The 16,377-nt window shown below is 44.3% G+C and carries 16 protein-coding genes; all 16 read right to left on the bottom strand.

Annotated elements, in window-relative coordinates:
- On the bottom strand, positions 1–246 hold a 246-nt coding region (locus D4N35_RS03200; RefSeq protein WP_120069854.1), incomplete at its 3' end, for a hypothetical protein.
- 305 nt (positions 247–551) lie between these two features.
- The gene (spoVS, locus tag D4N35_RS03195; RefSeq protein ID WP_018705045.1) at positions 552–812 is read right to left on the bottom strand and encodes a stage V sporulation protein SpoVS; all 261 of its coding nucleotides are present in this window, start codon (positions 810–812) and stop codon (positions 552–554) included.
- Positions 813–950: 138 nt separating this feature from the next.
- Positions 951–1,748 (bottom strand): TIGR00282 family metallophosphoesterase, encoded by a 798-nt coding sequence (locus D4N35_RS03190; protein WP_120069851.1) that lies wholly within the window; start codon positions 1,746–1,748, stop codon positions 951–953.
- A gap of 114 nt (positions 1,749–1,862) precedes the next feature.
- Positions 1,863–3,425: a ribonuclease Y gene (rny, locus tag D4N35_RS03185; protein ID WP_120069848.1), complete on the bottom strand. Its 1,563-nt coding sequence runs from the start codon at positions 3,423–3,425 to the stop codon at positions 1,863–1,865.
- Between the two features lie 211 nt (positions 3,426–3,636).
- A complete protein-coding gene (recA, locus tag D4N35_RS03180; protein WP_120069845.1) occupies positions 3,637–4,680 on the bottom strand; it encodes a recombinase RecA in 1,044 nt (347 codons plus the stop codon).
- A 234-nt stretch (positions 4,681–4,914) separates the two neighbouring features.
- Positions 4,915–6,165, bottom strand: coding sequence for a competence/damage-inducible protein A (locus D4N35_RS03175; protein ID WP_120069842.1), 1,251 nt, complete (start codon positions 6,163–6,165; stop codon positions 4,915–4,917).
- 22 nt (positions 6,166–6,187) lie between these two features.
- The gene (gene pgsA / locus D4N35_RS03170; RefSeq protein ID WP_120069838.1) at positions 6,188–6,766 is read right to left on the bottom strand and encodes a CDP-diacylglycerol--glycerol-3-phosphate 3-phosphatidyltransferase; all 579 of its coding nucleotides are present in this window, start codon (positions 6,764–6,766) and stop codon (positions 6,188–6,190) included.
- 128 nt (positions 6,767–6,894) lie between these two features.
- Positions 6,895–7,791 carry a helix-turn-helix domain-containing protein gene (locus D4N35_RS03165; protein ID WP_235870269.1) on the bottom strand — a complete coding sequence of 299 codons (897 nt, stop codon included), beginning with the start codon at positions 7,789–7,791 and terminating at the stop codon, positions 6,895–6,897.
- Positions 7,792–7,812: 21 nt separating this feature from the next.
- On the bottom strand, positions 7,813–8,613 hold the full coding sequence (locus tag D4N35_RS03160; RefSeq protein WP_120069835.1) for a DUF3388 domain-containing protein: 801 nt from the start codon (positions 8,611–8,613) through the stop codon (positions 7,813–7,815).
- Positions 8,614–8,807: 194 nt separating this feature from the next.
- Positions 8,808–9,065, bottom strand: coding sequence for a DUF3243 domain-containing protein (locus D4N35_RS03155; RefSeq protein ID WP_120069833.1), 258 nt, complete (start codon positions 9,063–9,065; stop codon positions 8,808–8,810).
- Positions 9,066–9,155: 90 nt separating this feature from the next.
- A complete protein-coding gene (gene ymfI / locus D4N35_RS03150; RefSeq protein ID WP_120069830.1) occupies positions 9,156–9,878 on the bottom strand; it encodes an elongation factor P 5-aminopentanone reductase in 723 nt (240 codons plus the stop codon).
- 51 nt (positions 9,879–9,929) lie between these two features.
- The gene (gene yfmH, locus D4N35_RS03145) at positions 9,930–11,210 is read right to left on the bottom strand and encodes an EF-P 5-aminopentanol modification-associated protein YfmH (RefSeq protein ID WP_120069826.1); all 1,281 of its coding nucleotides are present in this window, start codon (positions 11,208–11,210) and stop codon (positions 9,930–9,932) included.
- Entirely contained in the window at positions 11,207–12,490 is a 1,284-nt protein-coding gene (yfmF, locus tag D4N35_RS03140) for an EF-P 5-aminopentanol modification-associated protein YfmF (protein WP_120069822.1), read from the bottom strand. The genes yfmH and yfmF overlap by 4 nt, the downstream gene beginning before the upstream one ends.
- A gap of 170 nt (positions 12,491–12,660) precedes the next feature.
- A complete protein-coding gene (locus tag D4N35_RS03135; RefSeq protein WP_120069820.1) occupies positions 12,661–14,976 on the bottom strand; it encodes an FtsK/SpoIIIE family DNA translocase in 2,316 nt (771 codons plus the stop codon).
- A 314-nt stretch (positions 14,977–15,290) separates the two neighbouring features.
- Positions 15,291–15,515 (bottom strand): YlzJ-like family protein, encoded by a 225-nt coding sequence (locus D4N35_RS03130; RefSeq protein ID WP_120069817.1) that lies wholly within the window; start codon positions 15,513–15,515, stop codon positions 15,291–15,293.
- Positions 15,512–16,276, bottom strand: a complete 765-nt coding sequence (locus D4N35_RS03125; RefSeq protein ID WP_120069815.1) for a ClpP family protease — start codon at positions 16,274–16,276, stop codon at positions 15,512–15,514. Before D4N35_RS03125 ends, D4N35_RS03130 begins: the two co-directional genes overlap by 4 nt.
- Positions 16,277–16,377: the final 101 nt, after the last annotated feature.

Genomic DNA, 16,377 nt, shown 5'->3' with positions numbered 1-16,377 from the left:
AAATTTACTTTCGTAATTTGGGATTAAATTTTTCCCACCACTGTACAGGCCACTCGCAGACAAACCGAGCATCAATCCGATAATGATCCCTTCTTTAACATTTGGAGTAATGAAAAAGATACCGAATGCAAGTCCCAAAACAATTGCTGCCAATGGAGAATATTTCACTGGGAACCCATATCTTTTTAACAGTTGAACGATTCCAATGATCAAAGGAACGATAGCAACATTATATATTTCAAACATAGATGCACCACCTTTTTTAGTTCGGCATTCTTGTACTATATTTATACGCGTAAAAAAATATCTTTGAACTAAGCTAAAGAATTAATTTTTAGCCACATCAAGAGCCTGCCTGCATTGCAATGCTGGAGGAACTCTGTTGGAGGCGTGCTTTTCCCTCAGTATTAACTGCATGTGACCTTCGAAGCAATAATCTATAATGCATTATTTTTCAAACAAAAAAGCCGGTTCCTTATGCTGGATTCGGCTTTCAAAATTTCACTTATATAAAACCCGTTGCAATGAAACAGGCCTTTTATATATTTTCACTATCTCGGTTCCACGATCAGTTTTATTGCAGTCCGTTCTTCTCCATCAATCAGAATGTCCGTGAAAGCGGGAATACATATTAAATCTACACCGCCGGGGGCGACAAATCCTCTTGCAATTGCAACAGCCTTTACTGCCTGATTCAAAGCCCCGGCCCCTATTGCCTGTATCTCCGCCCCGCCTCTTTCACGGAGAACCCCTGCCAACGCGCCCGCTACAGAATTTGGATTGGATTTTGCTGAAACTTTTAATATCTCCATTTCCTGTTCCTCCTTGTCATTTCCCCATATCGATTGCTGTAAGCCAAGCAACCGCGGTAGACCTTTCCACTGATACTATATTCGCGGAATGGAGGAACTATTCCGGTTTGTCCGAAACTGAAAATGAAGGAGGAGGCGTCAGTCCTTAAAAAAAGGCCGGTCGTCATTAATCATAATCCGTGCGATCGATCTTGCCTTACCTGTTTCCTTGTTCACTTGTATGAGACAGGCGCTGAGTTGCTTTCTTCCTGTTTTGGGAACCTCAAAGCGTGCTGGCAATGAGGTCTGGAAGCGATACAAGACGGCGTGTTTATCCATACCAAGAATTTCGTCGTACGGGCCTGTCATGCCAACATCAGTGAGATATGCAGTCCCGGCAGGAAGGATTCTTTCGTCTGCAGTTTGCACGTGTGTATGAGTGCCGATGACAGCCGTTACTTTTCCGTCAAGGAACCAGCCCATTGCCTGCTTTTCACTCGTCGCTTCTGCGTGGAAATCGACAAAAATGATATTTGTGCGGGTCTTTGCTATTTCGATCAACTCTTCCGCTTTTTTAAACGGACAGTCAAGCGGCGGCATAAAAGTACGGCCCTGAAGATTAATGACCGCAGCTTCTATATCATTCAGCCTTAAAAACACCATTCCGGTTCCGGGAGCTTCCGGAAAATTGGCGGGCCTCGTCATATATTTGGCTGTGTCTATAAAATCGAAAATGCCTTTGTTATCCCAGGCATGATTGCCCAGCGTTACCGCATTTGCTCCGGCTTCAAGCAATTGTTTGTATATGGATTCGGTTATTCCTCTTCCTCCGGCGCTGTTTTCGCCGTTTACGATGGTAATCTGCGGTTTGTAATGGGCTTTTAATTTCGGCAAATATTCTTTGACCATTTCCCTTCCCATTGAACCGACAACATCACCGACAAATAAAATATTCATTAAATGCTCCTTCTTTTCTAAAAAACTGGTTACACTGATTGTACACAATAATTTATTTTATATAAACCAAAAGTATTGAAAAATAGGAAAAGCGGTGTGAAAGTTCACACCGCTTTATTTAGCGTATTCAACAGCTCTTGTTTCCCGGATGACTGTAACTTTGATATGTCCGGGATAATCAAGATCATCTTCAATTCTTTTTCGAATATCACGGGCTAACCGATGTGCTTCCAAATCATTGATCTGTTCCGGCTTGACAATGATCCGAACTTCTCTACCCGCCTGAATGGCAAATGATTTTTCGACTCCGTCATATGACTCTGAAATCTCTTCCAGCTTCTCCAGTCGTTTAATATAGCTCTCAAGCGTTTCACTTCGTGCTCCCGGTCTTGCTGCAGACAATGCATCGGCAGCTGCGACGAGCACGGAAATGATTGAAGTAGGTTCAGTGTCTCCATGGTGAGAGGCAATACTGTTGATAACGACCGGATGTTCTTTATATTTAGTCGCCAATTCAATTCCGATTTCCACATGGCTTCCTTCGACTTCATGGTCAATAGCCTTTCCTATATCGTGAAGGAGTCCTGCACGGCGGGCCAAAGCTTCATCTTCCCCTAGTTCGGCTGCAAGCAACCCGGATAAATGAGCCACTTCAATAGAATGTTTGAGAACATTTTGACCGTAGCTTGTCCGGTATTTCAATCGGCCGAGAATTTTGATCAAATCGGGGTGAAGGCCGTGAACACTAACTTCAAATGTTGTTTGCTCACCGACTTCACGAATATGCTCATCGACTTCACGCCTTGCTTTCTCTACCATTTCTTCAATTCGGGCTGGGTGGATGCGTCCGTCTTGTACTAGCTTTTCCAGTGCAATTCGGGCGGTTTCCCGTCTGATTGGATCAAAGCCTGACAAAATTACAGCTTCTGGAGTGTCATCAATGATGAGATCAATGCCTGTCAGCGTTTCCAGGGTCCGGATGTTTCTGCCCTCACGGCCGATAATCCTCCCTTTCATTTCATCATTAGGCAAGTTGACAACCGAGACTGTCGTTTCGGCCACATGTTCGGCAGCACAGCGCTGGATTGCGAGAGAAAGGATGTTTTTCGCTTTCTTGTCCGCTTCTTCCTTCGCTCTTGTTTCACTCTCTTTAATCATCAATGCGGTATCGTGCGCCAGTTCCTTCTCAACGCTTGATAAAAGGAGTGCTTTGGCTTCCTCTCGGGTCAACCCTGAGATGCGTTCCAGTTCTGATTTTTGCTGGCGGATCATTTCATCCACTTTGCTTTCCATCTCTTCAATATGTTGTTGTCTTCCATTCAGAGAGTCCTCTTTCCGTTCAAGCTGTTCTTCACGCTTGGACAGAGTATCATCTTTTCTGTCGAGGTTCTCCTCCTTTTGCAATAAGCGATTTTCCTGTCTTTGCAATTCAGTTCTTCTTTCACGAAGTTCACGTTCAGTTTCAATACGGAGTTTGTGGTTTTCATCCTTCGCTTCCAACAGGGCTTCTTTCTTCAAAGATTCCGCTTCTCTTTTGGCTTTTTCCAAAATTTGTTCCGCGGACCCCTGTGCCCCTGTTATTTTTGCTTGAGCAACTGATTTAAAGATGAAATAGGCAACAACTACACCGACGATAAGGGTAAGCAAAATGGAGATGATGAATATGGTCAGATCCATGTTTTCACCCCCTCTTGCTATAAACTTGTATCATTCTTCTAACTGTCGGTTGGTACATGTTACAATATGCAGAGCCAAGCTCTAATTTTACGAAAAAAATTGTAAAATATACAGTTTAATTTTATAGGTGCGGGGAATTATTGTCAAGCTTAGACCATGTTATTCAGGAAAAGAAAACAGCAAAACCGAAGTTTTGCTGTTTAACGGCTTATTATTGATCCAACAGGGTGAATTCTTCCCGTTCCTCTTCTTCCGGGGCTGTGCTTTCATCATCCAGTCCATAATACTCCCGTATTTTAAACATAATCTCTCTGCGCAAATCTTCGTTTTCTTTCAAAAAGAGTTTTGCGTTTTCCCGTCCCTGTCCGAGACGCTCATCATTATATGAATACCAGGATCCGCTTTTTTGGACAATATCAAGCTCGGAGCCCATATCGATGATTTCACCTTCACGTGAAATACCTTCCCCATACATGATATCCACTTCGGCCGTTCTGAAAGGAGGGGCCACCTTGTTTTTGACAATTTTAATTCTTGTCTTGCTTCCCACGACATCCTGTCCCTGCTTCAATTGCTCGGCACGGCGCACTTCAAGCCTCACAGATGAATAGAACTTCAAAGCGCGTCCCCCAGGGGTTGTTTCCGGATTTCCGAACATGACGCCCACCTTCTCCCTGATTTGGTTAATGAAGATGGCGATTGTTTTCGATTTGTTGATGGCGCCGGAAAGCTTTCTTAACGCCTGGGACATGAGGCGGGCCTGCAGTCCGACGTGTGAATCTCCCATTTCCCCTTCGATTTCCGCTTTTGGTACAAGCGCAGCGACAGAGTCGATGACAAGAATTTCAATAGCACCGCTTCGCACAAGTGCTTCCGCTATTTCCAAAGCCTGCTCGCCGGTGTCCGGCTGTGAAAGAAGGAGCTCATCAATATTTACGCCCAGTTTTTGTGCATATACCGGATCGAGTGCATGCTCCGCATCAATAAAGGCAGCGGTTCCGCCACGTGCCTGCGCTTCCGCAATTGCATGCAGGGCAACAGTCGTTTTACCGGAACTTTCAGGGCCGTAAATTTCAATGACCCGCCCCCTTGGGTAGCCGCCTACACCGAGCGCTATATCAAGCGCCAGCGATCCGCTCGGGATGGTCGATACTTTACTGTCCGTCTGTTCGCCCAATTTCATAATGGACCCTTTTCCGAATTGCTTTTCTATCTGTTTCAAAGCCATATCTAATGCCGCTTGACGATCACTCACACATTTTCCTCCTCAATTATATTCATTCAAGTTTCAAACCTTGGGATTTCCTTAGCAAAATCTATTTATATTATACCTGTTTTTCATATCATTGCCAAGCAGAAAGCGAACATTTATTCTGTGTTTTGAAAGAGAAAATGGTTGAAAAATTCAATTTTCATCAGGGGATTGTATTATTTTCAAAGCATATTTTTATTGAAAATTAAATTTCAATAAAAATAGAGCCGCCCGGCTCTATTTTTTGTCTAGCTCTTTTAACTCTTTTAATAGATAATAGCATCCCATTTTGACGGAACGCCGCCTGTTTCCGTTTCGTGTACCTGCCATCTTTGCGAGAATCGCCTTGGATTCCCGATCTTTGAACGACATGCCGATCCATACTGTCCCGGCGGGATGCCCTTCAAGCGAATCCGGCCCGGCCGCACCGGTGAAGCTTATTCCGATGTCGGCATTAAGCGACATTCTGACATTTTCGGCAAGCTCTATCGCACACTGCTCACTGACCGCCCCATATTTTTCCAACGTCTCGGGTTTTACATCGCACAGCTTGACTTTTGCCTCATTCGAGTAGCAGACGATGCCTCCAAGCAGCATTGTACTGACTCCGACCACCGATGTCATTTCAGACTGGAACAGTCCGCCTGTCAAGCTTTCGGCTGCTGCGATTGTCAATTCGCGATTTTCCAGCACCTTCAACAGTTCGGCCATCAGTGATGTATCGTTATAGCCGTAAAAATGCTCTCCTGCTTTTTCTTGGATTTGCTTTTCTATATCATTCAGCATGGCCACGGCTTTGTCTTTGCTATCGCTTCTGGCGGTCAACCGGATTGTCACTTCCCCATCTCCCGCTAAAGGGGCTACAGTAGGGTTCGTTTGGGCATCAATGATATCGGATAATCTTTCAGCAATTTCCGCCTCTCCGATATTAAAGAAACGAAGCACCCTTGATTCTATGCAGTCCACCGTTTCCAATTGATCAATGATCGCCTGTCTGCCGTATGTTCTGAACATCGGCTTCATTTCGTGGGGCGGACCCGGAAGCAGCATATAAAAGCATGGACCTTCTTTTATAAACATGCCTGGTGCCATCCCATGCTCATTCGGGAGCACTTTTGCCCCTATGATGACACGGGCCTGTTTTTCGTTGTTGGCTGTCATATACCGGCCGGTCCTCTTGAAGTAATCCTGGATTTTTTCCCAGGCATCATTGTCTGTTTCCATTTCCCGCTGCAAATGGCCCGCAATGATTTCCTTTGTGAGATCATCTTTTGTGGGGCCCAATCCGCCTGTGAAAATTAACAGATCAGCCCTTTTTTCCGCCTGCTTTATAGCATCTGCCAGCCGGCTTGGATTATCGCCGACGACAGTATGGAAATAAACGTTGACACCGATCTCTGCCAGTTCCCCGGATAGATACTGTGCATTCGTATTGGCAATTTGGCCAAGCAGCAACTCCGTACCGACACCGATTATTTCAGCTTTCATTCATGAATCACTTCCTTTATATCTATTTTGAATGTCGAAAAATTCCACGGTTAATGTAAAAATAATCCCATCCCGACCAAACGGTAAATATGAAAGCAACCCATAACATTATGTCGGCAAAAGGGAAATGGATTGCTGAAAATGGCATATTATGAAGCAGCAAAGCGCTGATGGCAATAATTTGGGTCCATGTCTTAATTTTCCCCAGCATATTGGCAGCCACTACTTCCCCGGTCCCGGCCAATATAAGGCGCAGGCCTGTCACTGCGAACTCACGGCTTATGATCACAATGACAATCCATGAAGGGGCCAAGTGCATTTCAACCAGTACGATCAGCGCAGCGGAAACAAGCAGTTTATCAGCAAGCGGGTCGAGGAATTTTCCCAGATTCGTGACCAGGTCATATTTGCGTGCAAAGTAGCCATCGATCCAGTCCGTGACAGAAGCGATAATAAACAATATCGCCCCGGCAAAATGCGCGGTTTCCAAATCTGCGCCAAAATAATGCAGTGTTCCCCAGTCAAAAGGTACGAGCATCAATATCAGGAATATGGGGATGAGTAAAATTCTTGTTACGGTTATTTTATTTGGTAAATTCATCTGTTGTCTGCCTCCTAAGAAAAACGCAAGGCGCCGGCTGGCGGCAACATGCTTGAATACTTAAAGCAATTTTTCAGACCTTGAAAAATGGCCCCCGATTACGCGGCGGCCCTCCTGGATCATGGTAGCTATTCTTTGTCAAACTTGATACTGATCTCCTGTGTGACATGCTGAACCGGGTCCAGTTCGTATTCCAGCTTCTGGTCGTTTACATGGATATCCGTTTCGAATGCCCGCCCAATTATGATGTATGCACTATTTTGATCTGACAAATCAAAGCTTTGGCTTGCTCCGTTCTGGAGCATTCCTTGAAACAATTCCTGATTGTTCCCGTCGAGAATTTTGACCCAAGTCTCTCCCGAAGCGGCGGCACTCACTTTCAGTTCGAATTTGTCAGTACCTGACAGATTGTATGCAGTCACATTGCCCGAGACATTATCCATGGCCAGCTCCTGCTCGGCATTTTCGGTATCCTCATTCGGATCCTGCGGATCATTTTCCTCTTTTGATTCTGCTTTTTCCTTTTTATCAGGGTTTGGTTCAGGAGTTTTGATTTCATCCGACTCTTTAATATCAACGCTTTGATCTTTGCCGTTTCCGGCAGGCTGCTTCCCAGTGTCTACATTTTTGGAAAAGAAATACCAGATTAAGAAGAGTACTGCTACGATGGCGACTCCGATCAAAATTTTTGGCAGCAGTTCGGCAATTTTTGAAGTCCTTGCCGACACGGTGCGCCTCGTTTGTACACGGGAAAGCTGTTCCGACAAATCATCTTCGTAAGCAGCCGGAATCTCGTTTTTATATTCCTCAAACAGTTCATCCGCTGAAAGCCCTACTGCCTCAGCATATTGTTTAATAAAAGCCCTCACATAAAACTTGCCTGGAATCTGGCTGTAATCTCCCTCTTCAATGCCGGAAAGATACTTTTTCTGGATTTTTGTCATTGATTGTAGCTGGTCCAGGCTGATCCCTTTTTCCTCACGAGCCGCTCTCAGGCGGCCCCCCAATTCAGTCAAAGCTAACACCTACCTATCCTAGAAGTACGTCTAAAAGTCGAAGTTTCCAAAGCCGCCAATACCGGGCTCCTCAAATAAGTTCTGCTTTTCGACCACATCGTATGTTATCTCTTCGTCAGGGTTGTTGCGCAACTCGATTATGTAATCGAAGTCCTCGATGGAATACTCCGAATGCTCAACAAAAATATCAGGGTGCTCGATCACTTTTACTGCCGGCATCCTCATAATTTCCCTGACCAGCTGAAGATGCCGTTCATCTGCCCTTCTTCTTGATACGATCCCATCTATAATGAAGATATTGTTTTCATTATATTCGTCTTTTATCAGTTCTTTTCGGATTGTCTGTTTCAATAAGGTGGACGAAACAAAAAGCCATTTTTTATTGGCGCAGACACTTGCCGCAACAACGGATTCCGTCTTTCCGACCCTTGGCATGCCCCTGATGCCGATCAATTTGTGCCCTTTTTTCTTGAAAATTTCAGCCATGAAGTCGACAAGGATTCCCAGCTCATCCCTGACAAAGCGAAATGTCTTCTTATCGTCATGGTCTCTCTGGATATAGCGCCCATGTCTTACAGCCAGCTTGTCACGCAGCTTGGGCTCCCTGATTTTTCTTACTTTGATCGTTTCCACTGTTTCCAAAATGGATTCAAGCCTCTTAATTTGATCATCACTCTGGGCGCGGATCAAAAGTCCCCTTCTGCTGGCATCTATACCGTTAATACTGACTATATTAATTGCAAGCATGCCCAGAAGTGAAGAAATATCCCCCAGTAAACCAGGACGGTCACTTGTAATCTCATATTCCAAATACCATTCTTTACCTTCCATATAAAAACAGCTCCTCGAAAAAAACGGAATCGATCCTTTTTATCGTATCACATCATTTCTAGCTTATATCATATCTGATTTTAGTTAAAGAAAAAAGAAAAACTTTATGTAAAAATGCAGGCGAATCTATACGTTGTAGCAGTACAAGTAAAAAAGAGAGGAATATTCCTCTCCGTTACGATAAACATATTCATTTAGTGAGTGCTTTTGTTTTCAACCAGTTTGACCATCACACGAGCAAGCGCTTGCTGCTCTTCTTCAGATGCAACAGACCATAAATCAGAAAGCACCCGCTCCTGCTCGTTTTTAGGATCAACTTGCTTTGCCAGGTAGTCGCCGACTTGATGAGCCATTTGGTCTATGACCTCTTGTGACATTCCCTGCTGCTGAGCCTGATCCAAACGGTCACCAAGGAAGTTTTTCCATTGTTCCCAGTTTTCAAGTACTGACATGCTTTTGTGCCTCCTTCACATTTTGGTACGATGTTATTATTTGCATGAGTGAAGGAAATATGCATAATTCTTAAGTTGACAATACATATATTATGTATACCATCCGCCGTTTACGGAAACGACTTGCCCTGTAATATATGAGGCTTTCGGTGATAATAAAAAGGAAACAGCATCCGCGATTTCTTCCGGCTCAGCGAGCCGCCTTAATGGTATTTCCTCCTCAAGGCTTTCAAGCTCCTCTTCCGAAAAACGATGAAGCATCCCGGTATTGACAGCTCCTGGGGCTACACAGTTCACCCGGACGCCGGAGCCGGCCACTTCTTTGCTTAACGCTTTAGTAAATGAGATTTGCGCACCCTTAACTGTAGAATAAATCACTTCGCATGCTGCGCCCGTCTGTCCCCACAATGAACTGATGATGACAATTTGAGAAACAGGATTTCTCATCAGTTTTGGAAGCAGGTTTCGAATTAAAATGAGCGGGCTTTTTACGTGGAGCTGAATCGCGTTTTCCATTGTTTCATCATCAAGATCAGAAAAAAGCCCAAAAGGGGCATTTCCGCTTGAATAAACAATCGCGTCCAATTGAAATATATTTCCGATGATTTGATCACATCCGGTTTCGACTGAAAGATCGGCCTTGATCGGAATCACTTCTATGCCGTACTCGGCTAATTCCGTTACAAGTTCCAGGATCCGCTGCTCATTGCTGTGATAATGCAAATATAAATTCCAGTTTTCTTTCGCAAGCGTTCTTGCTGTTGCAGCTCCTATTCCGCCGCTTGCCCCCGTAATCAAAGCAAATTTTTTCATTTTACATTTCCTTTCACAGAAAAAACCCGGGCTATTGGCCGGGTTTTTCTATTATTTCGGTATCACGTGGCATGTTGACATTCTGTCTTCCGAAAAGAACTCTGTCGCTGCGGTTGTCAAGTCAGTGAATGTTAAACTCTCGATAACCGGAACAACATCAAAGAGGTTTATCCCGTTCAATTTATAGCGTGTAAACTGATTTGCAATGAATTCAGGAGAGTTGAAAGCCCTTAGAAAGCCGCCGATCCGCTTTTTCTTGGCTCGTTCAAGCTCCTCTTCATTCAATCGGGATGCAGCTTTCAGCATCATATTCTGCAATTGCCCGGAAAGTAAATCCGGGTCTTGGGTATCACCGCCGATGATGGCGAAGCCAAAGCCATCTTCCTGCGTGTAGTCAAATTGGAATGTCTCATCGATCAAGCCATCATTATACAATGTTTCGTAGTTTGCCGAACTTTTACCGAATAAAATATCGAGCAAAATATTAATAGTCAGTTCCTGCTTGAGCATCGATCCGCCGTCACCTTCAAAATGCGGCGCTTTTACGCCCACCATGCATTTAGACGTCTGGACATCCATTTTAATGACCTGCTTCTTCTTGGCAGCCGTATCCGGTTCTTCCTCAAAATGCCTGACTATTTCCTGGGCTGGTTCGAATTGCTTTTTCTTCTGGTCTTCACGGATGAAAGAAATGATTTTTTCCGGATCGACCGGACCCGTGACAAAGAACAGCATATTGCTCGGATGATAAAATGTGTTGTAGCACAGGTAAAGCAGGTCGGCCGTAATATGGGAGATCGACTCAATCGTCCCGGCGATATCAATCTTGACCGGATGGCTGTGGAAGAGGTTCTCGATTAAACCGAAATAGACTCTCCAATCCGGGTTATCATCATACATTGTGATTTCCTGTCCAATAATCCCTTTCTCTTTTTCAACAGTCTTTTCTGTAAAATAAGGTTCCTGAACCATATGGATCAGGGTGCTTAAATTCTGTTCGATATTAGTTGTGCTGGAAAAAAGGTAAGCTGTTCTTGTAAATGATGTGAATGCATTGGCGGAAGCCCCCTGCTTGCTAAAAAGCTGGAACACATCCCCATCTTTTTTTTCAAACATTTTATGCTCAAGGAAATGCGCAATCCCGTCAGGGACATTTTCCATTTCTGTTTCATTCAAGGGGATAAAAGTGTTATCGACAGAACCGTACTTTGTTGTGAACGTAGCAAAAGTTTTATTGAACCCTTCCTTCGGGAGGACATACACTTGAAGCCCGTTATCCAGCGTTTCATGGAATAAGGTTTCTTTTAACTGATCGAAGAAAATGCTCTTCACTTTTCAGTCCCCTCCTTCGTTCCCGTCAAAAAGTAAATGGTGTCCATTTCAATCTTCCGGGCTGCGTCCGCAATTTCCTGTTTCGACGTTTTGGCAATTCGGTCCTGCCATTCATCCAGGTTAATGACTGTATGGCCTACAACATTATGATAGAGTACCTCCGTCAGGCCCCGCGCTGTATCGATGGTCTCAAGAAATTGATTTTGTATGACGGCCTTTGTCTGCTTTATTTCCTGATCGGAGAAATCCCCGTTCTTCATTGATTCCATTTGTTCTTTAATGATATTGACGGCTTTTTCATAGTTTTTGTCGTCAATTCCTGACATGACCATCAGCAAGCCTTTATGGCTTTCGATTCTGCTCGCTGCATAATAGGCGAGGTTGGCTTTTTCCCGCACATTGATAAAAAGCTTGGAATGCGGAAAACCCCCAAAAATGCCATTCACCATTTGCAATGGAAAATAGTCGCTGTCACCGTATCTGATATTCGTACGGTAGCCGATGTTCAGTTTGCCCTGCTTTAAATCTTGCCTTTCGATAATTTCTTTTACTTCAATATTGTTTTTTTCAACAGACTCCGAACTTCTCTTCGGTGTGCGCTCAGCAAAACGAAGTACATCACAATAACTCTCCACTTCCGCCTTGTCAATATCACCGATTATGTAAAGGTCGAGTTCATCTTCGTTTAACGCCCGCTCATAGTAGCTGTACAGGGATTTTTGCGTTATGTCATCCACTTGGCCAAGTTCGCCGTGGACAAATAATGAATAGGGTTCATCCTTGCACATTTCCTCGGTAACACGGAATGTTGCATATCTCATTTTATCATCGTAAACCGACTTGATGCGCTGCTTTAATGTCCGCTTCTCTTTTTCGACTGTCTCGGAATCAAAGGCCCCATTATCAGCATTGGGTTCCAGCAATATTTCCTTTAACAGTTGGACTGCCTTTTGCAATAGCGGAGTTGTATCTTTTAGGAACACCTCATTGGCGATTTCAATCGTCAATGTGATGATGTGATAGTCCCCTTTTTTACTGAGGTCCACTTGCAGGGTTGCGCCATATAATTGATCGAGATATGTCCGCAGCTTGACGGTTGATGGGTGTTTTTTTGTACTGCTTTGCAAAACATGCGGCAAGAGCGCACGGTAGGTGACGGTCTCTTTTTCAAGCGGTGCTTTCATTTTCCAGATAATGGTGTTGGTCTTGTATTTATCAGTATTAATCAGGTGCAGGGTATATCCTTGCTTTTTCACTGTTTCCTCATGCAGCAACGGCATTCGCCACGCCTCCTTTTATATGGATAGGAAAAAATAAAAGATTAATACAGCGCCGCTCCAAGCCAAAAACTTAGGCTGGCGCCTTCCGCTTTTCTTAATAGTTTACAGGCTATGTTTATCGTATGTCCAATCTTATCATTATATTCAAAGTCCAATCGATCTATTCCACATCAAGAGGTCTGTTCTTCTGTCCGGGAAACTAATACTGTTCTCGGTTTACTTCCCTCATACGGCCCGACAACCCCCCTGGCCTCCATTTCATCAATGAGCCTGGCAGCCCGTGTATAGCCTATCCTGAAACGCCGCTGCAGCATGGAAACGGATGCTGTCTGCATCTCGACAATCAATTGGACCGCTTCATCATAAAGTTCATCTTCCACTTCTTGGGACTTCTCCGGCAGATCCTCGGGAATCATGTCTTCCTGATATTGGGCTTTCTGCTGGGAGATGACAAAATTGACGATATCCTCAACCTCCTGATCCGACAGGAACGCACCTTGGACCCGGACCGGTTTTGAAGCTCCCACCGGCAGAAACAGCATGTCTCCTCTGCCCAGAAGCTTTTCTGCCCCGCCGGTATCAAGAATGGTTCTCGAATCGGTTTGGGATGATACGGCGAATGCGATCCGGGAAGGGATATTGGCCTTAATAACCCCGGTAATGACGTCTACAGACGGGCGCTGGGTCGCAATGATCAAATGAATGCCGGCAGCACGTGCCATCTGCGCCAGCCGCGTAATCGAATCCTCCACATCATTGGAAGCAACCATCATCAAGTCGGCCAATTCGTCAACAATGACAACAATATAAGGTAAAAGCGGCTGTTTCTCTTCCCTTCCCGCATTTTCACGATGAACAAAATCATTATACCCTTCGATATTTCTTGTTCCGGTATGGGAGAATAATTCATAACGCCTTTCCATCTCACTTACTACCTTTTTAAGGGCCTGTGATGCTTTTCTGGCATCTGTCACAACAGGCGCAAGCAAGTGCGGAATCCCATTATAGACGTTTAATTCAACCATTTTCGGATCGATCATCATCATTTTTACTTCATGGGGCTTGGCTCTCATTAAAATGCTCGTAATGATGCCATTTATACAAACGCTTTTTCCGCTTCCGGTAGCGCCTGCAACCAGAAGATGCGGCATTTTATTCAATTCAGCCACAACGGCCTCTCCGGTAATATCCCTTCCCAGGCCGATTTGCAATTTAGCCTCCGGCTTTTGATGTTCTTTTGCCTCAAGCACTTCCCTTAAAGAAACGACGGCAATTTCAGAATTGGGCACTTCAATGCCGATGGCCGATTTTCCAGGGATTGGCGCTTCAATCCGAATATCTTTCGCTGCAAGTGCCAGTGCCAAATCGTCACTCAGGCTGACAATCCGGCTGACCTTTACCCCTGCATCCGGATGCACTTCATATTTTGTGACGGCGGGCCCAAGATGAACCTGTGTGACACGTGCCTTCACCCCAAAACTCTGGAATGTTTTTTCCAGTTTTGCGGCATTGGCATGAATCAATTTATATTCACTGCTTTGATCGGCTGTTTTAGGCCTTGAAAGCAAGGTTGATGGCGGGAGTTCATAGTCCTCATTCTCCATCTCGTTAAAAGTGAGCTTCGGTGCAAGATCTATTTCATCTTCGTTTCCGCCTGGCTCAGCCAACTCCTCTTCCCTATCCTTAGGCTGGCTGTTTTTTTCGGAAAAACTTGAGATAATCGGTTCTGCCGGTTCATCTGTATGTATGGTTGCCTGTTGAGGTTCAACAATAAGAGGAGTCTTCCCGCCATTTTCCTTCTCTTCTCCATCTCCCTTTTTCTTTGCCTCTTTTTTTGCTTTTCTTTCTTCCTTCATTTCTTTTATATCATTTAAAAACGCTGTCCATTGATCTTTGATGAATACACCGGATTTTTTTCCAACTTTCTCAACAAAATCTCCCATTGATTTGCCGGTTAGTAAAATAATCCCGACCAGTATGAGGAAGAAGCTGATGATTTTTGTTCCCGTTGCATCAAAAAGAAGGTAAAAGCCGGAAAATAAAACGGCTCCAATCATACCCCCGCCCAAATCGTTCGTTGACGCTTCGCCTTTAATGATTTGCATAAACAGGTAATACGTACTTTTTATCACGCTTTTATGCGCAAGCATGCCTTCTTTATTCATCAGGCCAAAAAGCTTCACGTGGGCAAGAACAAGCATACTGGCCAAAATCAGATAAAGGCCGATAAGCCTGCCCTTTAGAAGAACCGGCCATTCCCTTTTTATTATGAAAAAACCGGCTATACATAATACCGCCAGCAATCCAACCATATACCATTCACCGAGCAAAAAATAGAAAAAACGGGAAATTCCCCGGCCCACAGCACCAAGTTCAATAATGGATATCAGCGTCAAAGCAATCAAAGTGATTCCCGCAAGTTCATATTGAAGGATCTTTTTGAGCTTATTGCTTGTTTTGCGACTTCTTCTTTTCTTTTTAGCCATTTTAATCACCTTGCCTAATCTATCATCTTGAACTTGAAGAAATGCTTTTATATACAAAGCAGCTAGAACATATGAGCTGTTTGGTCATTCAATTATATCACATATCTTTAGGATGTTTTTCCTGATTTTCTAAATATGGGAATCAAAAGCAGGAATCAATCGGAACATTGCAAATCAGCCGGGCATGAGCCCGGGGAAAAATTAGATTCACGAAAAAATGCTTTCCCCGTTATCTGAGGGAAAGCATTTTTTCACTGTTTAAAGCTATGGAATGATGATGTGATATGTCCAGCTTCAGGCGCCTTACGCTTTTCTCAAGAGAAATGGACTTCGTTTATATAAAGATGGGATCCGGGCTGGATCTCGCTTTTTAAGTAATCCGAAGGGTTGCTGCTCATGATTCGGATAACCTTGCATTTATGCCCGTCTTGCTCCACCAGCAACGGAATATTATTCCATATACACTCGGTTTGATTTGAAAAGTCGTCTTTATTGGCGGGAAAGATATGTTCATGGGGCACGATGGAATGAATGATCATTGCAGCAGCCCTTCTTCTTCATTGCTTTCTTTGTTGGCGGCTATCATTTCATTCAGCTTTTTCATCGCTGAGCCGACTCCGCCCACTTCGTTAATCAGTCCGTAATTCACTGCATCAGCGCCGATCACATTTGTACCGATATCGCGCGTCAGATTGCCTTTGGCAAACATAAGGTCCTTAAATGTCTCCTCGGAAATATCGGAATGCTTCGTTACAAATCTGACAACCCGCTCCTGCATTTTATCCATATATTCAAAAGATTGCGGGACGCCTATGACAAGGCCGGTCAGCCGGATGGGATGAATGGTCATAGTGGCGGTCTCGGCTATAAATGAATAGGAGCAAGACACGGCAATCGGTACACCGATGGAATGGCCGCCCCCCAATACGATGGAAACGGACGGTTTTGATAAAGTCGAAATCATTTCCGATATGGCAAGTCCCGCCTCCACATCTCCGCCAACCGTATTCAAAATGACAAGCAGCCCTTCAATTTTCGGATTTTGTTCAATTGCCACGAGCTGCGGAATGATATGCTCATACTTTGTTGTCTTATTCTGAGGGGGCAGCTGCATATGCCCTTCGATTTGGCCAATAATCGTTAAACAATGGATATTTGCATCCTGGCCCAGGTCAGGTACATTCGTCTGCCCCAGCTGCTGTATCTTTTCCACAATCCCTGCCGGCTTCATTTCGGGTGTTTGGTTCGGTTCATTCGGCTCTTCTTCAAGCCTGTAGTCAGTTGAATGGTCGTTCTGCATGAAATACCCCCAAAACAAAAGATAATTGAAATTAGTATTCAACTACTTCGTTTGTTTCATACAGAAATAAAGAAAAGCGCCGACAGCAGCGGCGCTTTTCT

It is taken from the genome of Siminovitchia fortis (genome assembly GCF_003605365.2).
Lineage (GTDB): Bacteria > Bacillota > Bacilli > Bacillales > Bacillaceae_C > Siminovitchia > Siminovitchia fortis.
This window is presented reverse-complemented; position numbering and strand designations above follow the sequence as displayed.

Bases quoted from the DNA above. Each gene is read 5' to 3' on its own strand.
- spoVS (WP_018705045.1), bottom strand. From the start codon at position 812: ATGGAGATATTAAAAGTTTCAGCAAAATCCAATCCAAATTCTGTAGCG.
- D4N35_RS03190 (WP_120069851.1), bottom strand. From the start codon at position 1,748: ATGAATATTTTATTTGTCGGTGATGTTGTCGGTTCAATGGGAAGGGAA.
- rny (WP_120069848.1), bottom strand. From the start codon at position 3,425: ATGGATCTGACCATATTCATCATCTCCATTTTGCTTACCCTTATCGTC.
- D4N35_RS03175 (WP_120069842.1), bottom strand. From the start codon at position 6,165: ATGAAAGCTGAAATAATCGGTGTCGGTACGGAGTTGCTGCTTGGCCAA.
- pgsA (WP_120069838.1), bottom strand. From the start codon at position 6,766: ATGAATTTACCAAATAAAATAACCGTAACAAGAATTTTACTCATCCCC.
- D4N35_RS03160 (WP_120069835.1), bottom strand. From the start codon at position 8,613: ATGGAAGGTAAAGAATGGTATTTGGAATATGAGATTACAAGTGACCGT.
- D4N35_RS03155 (WP_120069833.1), bottom strand. From the start codon at position 9,065: ATGTCAGTACTTGAAAACTGGGAACAATGGAAAAACTTCCTTGGTGAC.
- ymfI (WP_120069830.1), bottom strand. From the start codon at position 9,878: ATGAAAAAATTTGCTTTGATTACGGGGGCAAGCGGCGGAATAGGAGCT.
- yfmF (WP_120069822.1), bottom strand. From the start codon at position 12,490: ATGCCGTTGCTGCATGAGGAAACAGTGAAAAAGCAAGGATATACCCTG.
- D4N35_RS03135 (WP_120069820.1), bottom strand. From the start codon at position 14,976: ATGGCTAAAAAGAAAAGAAGAAGTCGCAAAACAAGCAATAAGCTCAAA.
- D4N35_RS03130 (WP_120069817.1), bottom strand. From the start codon at position 15,515: ATGATCATTCATTCCATCGTGCCCCATGAACATATCTTTCCCGCCAAT.
- D4N35_RS03125 (WP_120069815.1), bottom strand. From the start codon at position 16,276: ATGCAGAACGACCATTCAACTGACTACAGGCTTGAAGAAGAGCCGAAT.